8 protein-coding genes and 1 pseudogene are annotated in these 5,785 nt (G+C 58.2%); 3 read left to right on the plus strand and 6 right to left on the minus strand.

Translation table 11 applies throughout. From position 1 onward, the window contains the following. Together NW820_RS00725 and argC are read right to left on the minus strand one after the other, a co-directional pair. Positions 1-414, minus strand: a pseudogene (locus NW820_RS00725) (hypothetical protein); the annotation flags it as partial. Between the two features lie 38 nt (positions 415-452). Then, positions 453-1,559 (minus strand): N-acetyl-gamma-glutamyl-phosphate reductase, encoded by a 1,107-nt coding sequence (gene argC, locus NW820_RS00730; RefSeq protein WP_011431956.1) that lies wholly within the window; start codon positions 1,557-1,559, stop codon positions 453-455. A gap of 232 nt (positions 1,560-1,791) precedes the next feature. On the opposite strand from argC, the gene NW820_RS00735 reads away from it, so the two are divergent. Continuing rightward, positions 1,792-2,076 (plus strand): hypothetical protein, encoded by a 285-nt coding sequence (locus NW820_RS00735; RefSeq protein ID WP_414355344.1) that lies wholly within the window; start codon positions 1,792-1,794, stop codon positions 2,074-2,076. 136 nt (positions 2,077-2,212) lie between these two features. On the opposite strand, the gene NW820_RS00740 is transcribed toward NW820_RS00735, so the two are convergent. Both NW820_RS00740 and NW820_RS00745 read right to left on the minus strand, forming a co-directional pair. After that, a complete protein-coding gene (locus NW820_RS00740; RefSeq protein ID WP_414406414.1) occupies positions 2,213-2,941 on the minus strand; it encodes a 2-phosphosulfolactate phosphatase family protein in 729 nt (242 codons plus the stop codon). A 16-nt stretch (positions 2,942-2,957) separates the two neighbouring features. Continuing rightward, the gene (locus tag NW820_RS00745; RefSeq protein WP_414330211.1) at positions 2,958-3,731 is read right to left on the minus strand and encodes an ABC transporter permease; all 774 of its coding nucleotides are present in this window, start codon (positions 3,729-3,731) and stop codon (positions 2,958-2,960) included. Between the two features lie 62 nt (positions 3,732-3,793). On the opposite strand from NW820_RS00745, the gene purS reads away from it, so the two are divergent. Both purS and purQ read left to right on the plus strand, forming a co-directional pair. Further along, positions 3,794-4,051, plus strand: coding sequence for a phosphoribosylformylglycinamidine synthase subunit PurS (gene purS, locus NW820_RS00750; RefSeq protein ID WP_414406409.1), 258 nt, complete (start codon positions 3,794-3,796; stop codon positions 4,049-4,051). A gap of 115 nt (positions 4,052-4,166) precedes the next feature. Continuing rightward, on the plus strand, positions 4,167-4,844 hold the full coding sequence (purQ, locus tag NW820_RS00755) for a phosphoribosylformylglycinamidine synthase subunit PurQ (protein ID WP_414406410.1): 678 nt from the start codon (positions 4,167-4,169) through the stop codon (positions 4,842-4,844). Positions 4,845-4,874: 30 nt separating this feature from the next. Here the strand turns inward: purQ and NW820_RS00760 are convergent, their stop codons facing one another. Both NW820_RS00760 and NW820_RS00765 read right to left on the minus strand, forming a co-directional pair. After that, entirely contained in the window at positions 4,875-5,285 is a 411-nt protein-coding gene (locus NW820_RS00760; RefSeq protein ID WP_414406411.1) for a response regulator, read from the minus strand. A 399-nt stretch (positions 5,286-5,684) separates the two neighbouring features. Then, the gene (locus tag NW820_RS00765; protein ID WP_011431949.1) at positions 5,685-5,783 is read right to left on the minus strand and encodes a photosystem II reaction center protein T; all 99 of its coding nucleotides are present in this window, start codon (positions 5,781-5,783) and stop codon (positions 5,685-5,687) included. Between the last annotated feature and the right edge of the window lie 2 nt (positions 5,784-5,785).

Consider the following 5,785-nt stretch of genomic DNA (forward strand, 5'->3'; position numbering starts at 1 on the left):
TTCCTGCAAGCCGTGATACAGCAAGCTGGCCACCCAGGCGCGATCCGCAGCCTGCCGCAAAGAGCCAATGACCACTTCCCATTGGCAGGGGTTAAGCAGGGGCAAGAGCGCTTGCAGCTCTCGGTGGATGGGCTCTGGGGATCCTGCCGTTCTCGACTGTTCCAGAGCGCTTTGCAGCCGATCCCGCGCCTCTCGGCACAGCCCGCCCCACTCCAGTTGCAGGCGAGCCAGGGTCTGTTGCACCGTCTCTTCGGAGCGACGGGGTAGATCCTGCCAGCCCGCTTCCAGCTGCCGCCACAGCTCCTCCCAGTTCAGGCCCTCAGCAGCGCCATTGACGGCATCCGAGGCAACCTTTGCGCTGGGCGAGGCATTTTGGGGCTCGGAATGGAAAGCGGGATCCAGAGGTTCAGACATGGACAGAACCGGCCTCAAGGGGATTACCGGCATTATAGCTAGGGGTAAAACGCCAGCCGAGGCAAACCCAACGTTTCCGGCCATCCCATCATCAGGTTGAGACACTGCACTGCCTGCCCGGCTTGCCCTTTCATCAGGTTATCGATCACCGACAGGACGATAACGCGGTTGGTGCGGCTGTCCACCTCCACCCCGATCATGCAGGTGTTGGTGCCGGAGACCCATTTGGTTTGCGGGTAAACCCCCCGCGGCAGCACCTTCACCCAGGGAGATTGGCGATAGAAAGCGTTGTAAATGGTGAGCAAATCTTCCCCCACAAAGCCGGGATCCCGCAGGGTGGCATACAACGTGACGTGGATCCCCCGCACCATGGGCACCAGATGGGGCGTAAATTGCACGGTGATGGGGGTGTGGGTCAGGTCGGTGCAAGCTTGCTCGATCTCGGGCGTATGGCGGTGCTGGGCCACTCCATAGGCTGCCAGAGAGCCGTCCACTTCGGCAAACAGGGATCCCACCTTGGGGGTACGACCTGCCCCCGAAACGCCGGATTTGGCATCGAAAATGAGGCTGTCCAGCTCCACCAACCCCTGCCGCAGCAGAGGAGCAACCGCCAACAATGAGGCAGTGGGATAACAGCCGGGACAGCCTACCAGTTGGGCTTGGGCAATCGCCTCGCGATAAAGTTCCGGCAACCCATAGACCGCCTGCTCATTGGCCTGGCGATAGGCAGGGCTGGGCCAGTTGGGATCCGTCTGACCCATGCGGTACCAAGATTGGTAGGTGGCCAGGTTGCGAAAGCGGTAATCTGCCGACAAATCCAAGACTTTGCACCCTTTGGCCAGCAAGGGCGGGGCCAGCTCGGCAGCCAGCCCATTGGGGAGAGACAAAAACACCACATCGCTGTTGGCGGCAATGCGATCCACCTCTACCGGCTGAACGGTCAGATCCACCGCCTGGGCCAACTGGGGATAGAGATCCCCGTAGCGCTTGCCGGCACTGTCTTGCCCGGCCAGGTAGGTGATCTGCACGCCGGGATGCTCGCTCAGTAACCGCACCAACTGTACCCCTCCGTAGCCGGAAGCGCCGACGATGCCAATGCGGACAGGCTCTGTGGGGTGGGGTGGGCGGGGCGCCATGTTGGCCATGGGGGGGCTGCTTGTGCAAGAGGGTTGCGTGATGGCTTGCCTTAAGTTCTACCGCATTTTTCTGCTGCATTTGACGCTGCATGGGTGCGGATCCCATCTTGTTCATTCGCGTTGGCGTTGCCTAGCAATCCAAGAGGATTTGTTATGCTGAGTTAACTTGAGCCGCTCGGGCCTTGGCAGCGGCTTCCGTAATATCTGTCTATGTTCTGTGTAGCTTTCTAATCTGCGGTCTATGCACTATGAGCGATTGATCAACATTGTCTTGCGGGCCTACGGCCAAAGCAGCCGCCATGGCCTGGATCAGGAAACTCTGACCCTCTACTCAGAAGGCCCCTACACCCTCTACAAGCTCACTTCCCATTTCGATCGCCGCTCCATTTTTGTGTTGGCCCAGAATCAGCGGGATATGTTTGTTTCTGGCGATGCGTTTAACAACAAGCTGATCCCAGGGGAATGGCAGGCGTGGCTGCACCAGAAAGCGCTGGGCATCGCTCCCGACACGGCACAAGCAGGTTAGCCGAAGACCATATCTGGCGTGGAAGGATCCCCAAGCCTACGCCCGGCCTGTTGAGATCCAGCCCATGCTGACAATGGCCGCCTACTTCCAGCTCAGAGGGTGGTGGGATCCACAGGTCGCTCCACCTGTCCAGAATCTACCCGCCACTGGCCAAAACCCCAGGCTGAACCTGTCGGGGCACCACTGAGAGACGATCCAGCTCGGCACAATAGGCCAGATCCTTATCGTTTTCCGGCCCCAGACCCAATAGCCGTTGCCCGTGGCTAGAGCGTCTCAACAAACCCAGCAGATCGTCCTGCCAAGTTTGGTAGAGGGCCAAGGCCGCCAAGGTCTCGTCGTTGCCCAACTGGTTCAAAGAGCAGCCCAGGCGATGCAAGATGGCTCCGGCACAGGCAGTATCTTCCAGCGAGAAGGCCCCTTCCCACCCGGATCCCACCAGCCACACCTCGGCAAAGGAGCCCCGTCTGAGAAAATCCACCACGGCTCCCAAGTTCACCAGGGCTGCTGTAATCACCACTGGGATCCCTTCCAGGCGCTGTAGGCTGCGCGTGCCGTTGGTGGTGCTCAGGAAGATGCGCTTGTCTCGCACGCGGTCGGGAGTGTAGTCGAGGGGGGAGTTGCCCAGATCAAACCCCGCCACCGCTTTGCCCCCCCGTTCCCCGGCCAAAAGCCGCTGGGAAGCCGGCCAGTTTTGGCTTGCCTCTTGGAGCTGCTGCAGGTGGGCAAACACCTGTACCGCTTCTGCTCCTGCTGCCAGCGCTGTGGCAATGGTGGTGGTGGCCCGCAGCACATCAATGGCCACCGCACACTCCGGGATCCCAGATGAAGGCACCTGTTCGGGCGTATAGAAGTGGAAAAAACGCATGGGGGAAGAGGTAACGTCAGAACTCACGCCGGGCGAACACCAACACTGCCAGAATCAGCAGCAAAAGGGTGTAAACCAAGCCGTACAGTGCATCTCCGAGAAGTTCTGCTGGGGGCGGAACTTGGCCGTAAACCGCAGCATCTCTCAAATTGAGGCGCTCCAAATCCGGCAGGATCAAATAAATCACCTCAAACAGTTTGCCAAATCCGGCATCTTTCACCAGCTTGCTCAGTTGCAGCAGGGCGCGGCTGGCATGGCCCATCAGGAACAGGGCAATGGTGTAGAGGGTGGCCAGAATCGAGGAAGTGAAAACCCCGAACAGCAGGGCTGCGGCAACAATCAGCACCAGCTCTAAGAAAGTGAAGACTGTTGCCCAGAGAATGGCCAAAAGGGGGATCGGGGCCTGCACCAGCAGCAAGCTCAGCAGAAACACAACCGTCATCAGCAGCACCAGCACCGACAGCAGCGCCGATAGGCCCAGATGCTTGCCGACAATGAACTCTGCCCGGCTCATGGGTTTGGCGATCAGCACATACACCGTGCGTTTTTCAATCTCCTTATTCACCAGCCCTGTGCCCACGAAAATGGCCACGATCAGGCCGAAGAAGTGAATGGCTGCCAACCCCAGGTCGGCAATGATTTTGTTGTGGGCCTGGTTGGCCACCTGCGGGATCAAAACAGTGGCTCCCAGCATGGCCACCGCAAATACCATCACCAGGTAGAGAATCCGATCCCGAATCGTTTCCCGGAAAACGTTGTGGGCAATGGCCACCACGCGCGACGCATCCATGACTGAACCCAAAGCTGTGATGATCCGACTGATACACTGGTAACAGATCCAGCCTTTATTCTATGCAGTTCCAGGCCCAGATTCAGATTCACCTACGCCCCTCTGTTCTCGATCCCGCCGGGGCTGCGGTTCAGTCCAGCTTGCATCAGTTGGGGCATACCCAGGTACAGCAGGTGCGCATTGGCAAGCATATCCAACTGCAGCTAGAGGCCCCCGACGCCGAGACCGCCCGCCGCCAGGTGGATGAGCTGTGCCATCAACTGCTGGCCAACCCGGTGATTGAGACTTATCAAATCCAAGTGGCTGCCATCGGTGGTTAATTTGATGGGTTCACGCGATTTGGGGTTGATCTGATGGCCATTCCAAAAATACCCCCAACCCCTCTTCCATCCCTCTAATCTGACCATCTTCTTTCCTCTCACTTAAGGGATCCCAATGGCTGGCGTGAGGTTTGGCATTGTTGTTTTTCCGGGTTCCAACTGCGACCGAGATGTAGCCTGGGTAACCCGCGGCCTCTTGGGCTGCCCAACGCGGCTGATCTGGCACCGAGAGACGGATTTGTCGGAGCTGGATGTGGTGGTGCTGCCGGGGGGCTTCAGCTATGGGGATTATTTGCGTTGTGGGGCCATCGCTCGTTTTGCTCCGGTGATGGGATCCCTGAAGGAGCACGCGGCGCGAGGGGGCTATGTGCTGGGCATCTGCAATGGCTTTCAGATCTTAACAGAGGCGGGCCTGCTGCCGGGGGCGCTGGTGCGCAATGCCAACCTGCACTTTATCTGCGACCGAGTGGGGATCCGTATAGAACGGCAGGATCTTCCCTGGACAAGCGCGTATCCCCAGGGATCCACCCTAACCCTGCCCATCGCCCATGGGGAAGGCCGCTATACCTGCGACCCGGATACCCTCAAGCAATTGCAGGATCAAGGGCAGATCGTCCTTCGCTATGCTCCGGTTGCGCCCAACGGCTCTGTGGACAACATCGCCGGCATTTGCGATCCCAGCGGTCGGATCTTGGGTTTGATGCCCCACCCCGAGCGGGCAGCAGATCCCGATTTGCCAGGGCAGGATGGGATCCCCTTCTGGCAGTCGATTTTGCACAGCTTCGCCGCCTAATTCTTCTTCTCCATTCTTCTCCGGGACAGCTCACTCCTGCCTCGGCCCTTGAGACAACACCTGGCGAACTTGATTCACCATCTCCTCGTGATCCACCACTGGCTTGGCGATATAACCATCCGCCCCGCTCTGGGCCAAGAATGCCTCGCGGTCGCCGCGCATCGCATGGGCCGTCACCAAAATAATGGGGATGGAGCGGCTTTTTGGATCCGCCTTCAACAGTTGGGCAATGCGGATCCCGTCCACCGCCTCGCCGCGAAAGGTGCTCTGGGACAGGGAAACATCCAACAAAATGACATCCACCTCGTGCCCCTGGGCCAGCTTCAAAATCTGCTCCACATCCTGGCTGTGAAAGACCTCAAAACCTCCCCGCCGTCGCAACACCTTCTCAAAAACACGGGCGTTGATCGGATCATCTTCCACCAGCAGCACTGTTGCCATCGTTAACCCAATCTTGAATCTGAACCCAAGCTAAGCTGTCTCTGGGATCCCAAAAGCCATCCTAAGGCATCCTTAGCGAGTTCAATTTGAGCAGTAGGACAAGCGTTCTCCTACAGAGTACTGAAGAGTACCGAAAAGGGTCTCAGTAGCTCTGAGAACTCCCCCCTCCTCTCCCAAAAGGAAGGATCCTCAGGTTGCCGCTACTTGACTATTTATTTTGGAATCTTATTTTGGAATCACTCCATTCCGAGTTGCCGCTACCCAACCGCAAATAGGAAAGCCGGAGAGAGCTCCGGCCCCATCCAGAACTAAGCCTAAACCACAAATCTCAAAAGAGACTGACCTTCCCTCTGCCTTGCTTGAGCCCGGCACAGCAGGAACGGCAGCCACTACCCTGGGTTACTTCTTGGTAATTCTCGGAGTTTCCCGAAAGGCGACCGCGAAAAACAGAAGGCCCAACGTCAAAAACAGGATAAAGGTGTAGGTGATGGCTTCCATAC

Origin of the sequence: Synechococcus sp. R55.7 (assembly GCF_047461955.1) — a bacterium.
In the GTDB taxonomy this organism is placed as follows: Bacteria; Cyanobacteriota; Cyanobacteriia; order Thermostichales; family Thermostichaceae; genus Thermostichus.

Coding starts and splice junctions, on each gene's coding strand:
- purQ (WP_414406410.1), top strand. CDS start 4,167: ATGGCTGGCGTGAGGTTTGGCATTGTTGTTTTTCCGGGTTCCAACTGC.
- purS (WP_414406409.1), top strand. CDS start 3,794: ATGCAGTTCCAGGCCCAGATTCAGATTCACCTACGCCCCTCTGTTCTC.
- NW820_RS00765 (WP_011431949.1), bottom strand. CDS start 5,783: ATGGAAGCCATCACCTACACCTTTATCCTGTTTTTGACGTTGGGCCTT.
- NW820_RS00745 (WP_414330211.1), bottom strand. CDS start 3,731: ATGGATGCGTCGCGCGTGGTGGCCATTGCCCACAACGTTTTCCGGGAA.
- NW820_RS00760 (WP_414406411.1), bottom strand. CDS start 5,285: ATGGCAACAGTGCTGCTGGTGGAAGATGATCCGATCAACGCCCGTGTT.
- argC (WP_011431956.1), bottom strand. CDS start 1,559: ATGGCCAACATGGCGCCCCGCCCACCCCACCCCACAGAGCCTGTCCGC.
- NW820_RS00735 (WP_414355344.1), top strand. CDS start 1,792: ATGCACTATGAGCGATTGATCAACATTGTCTTGCGGGCCTACGGCCAA.
- NW820_RS00740 (WP_414406414.1), bottom strand. CDS start 2,941: ATGCGTTTTTTCCACTTCTATACGCCCGAACAGGTGCCTTCATCTGGG.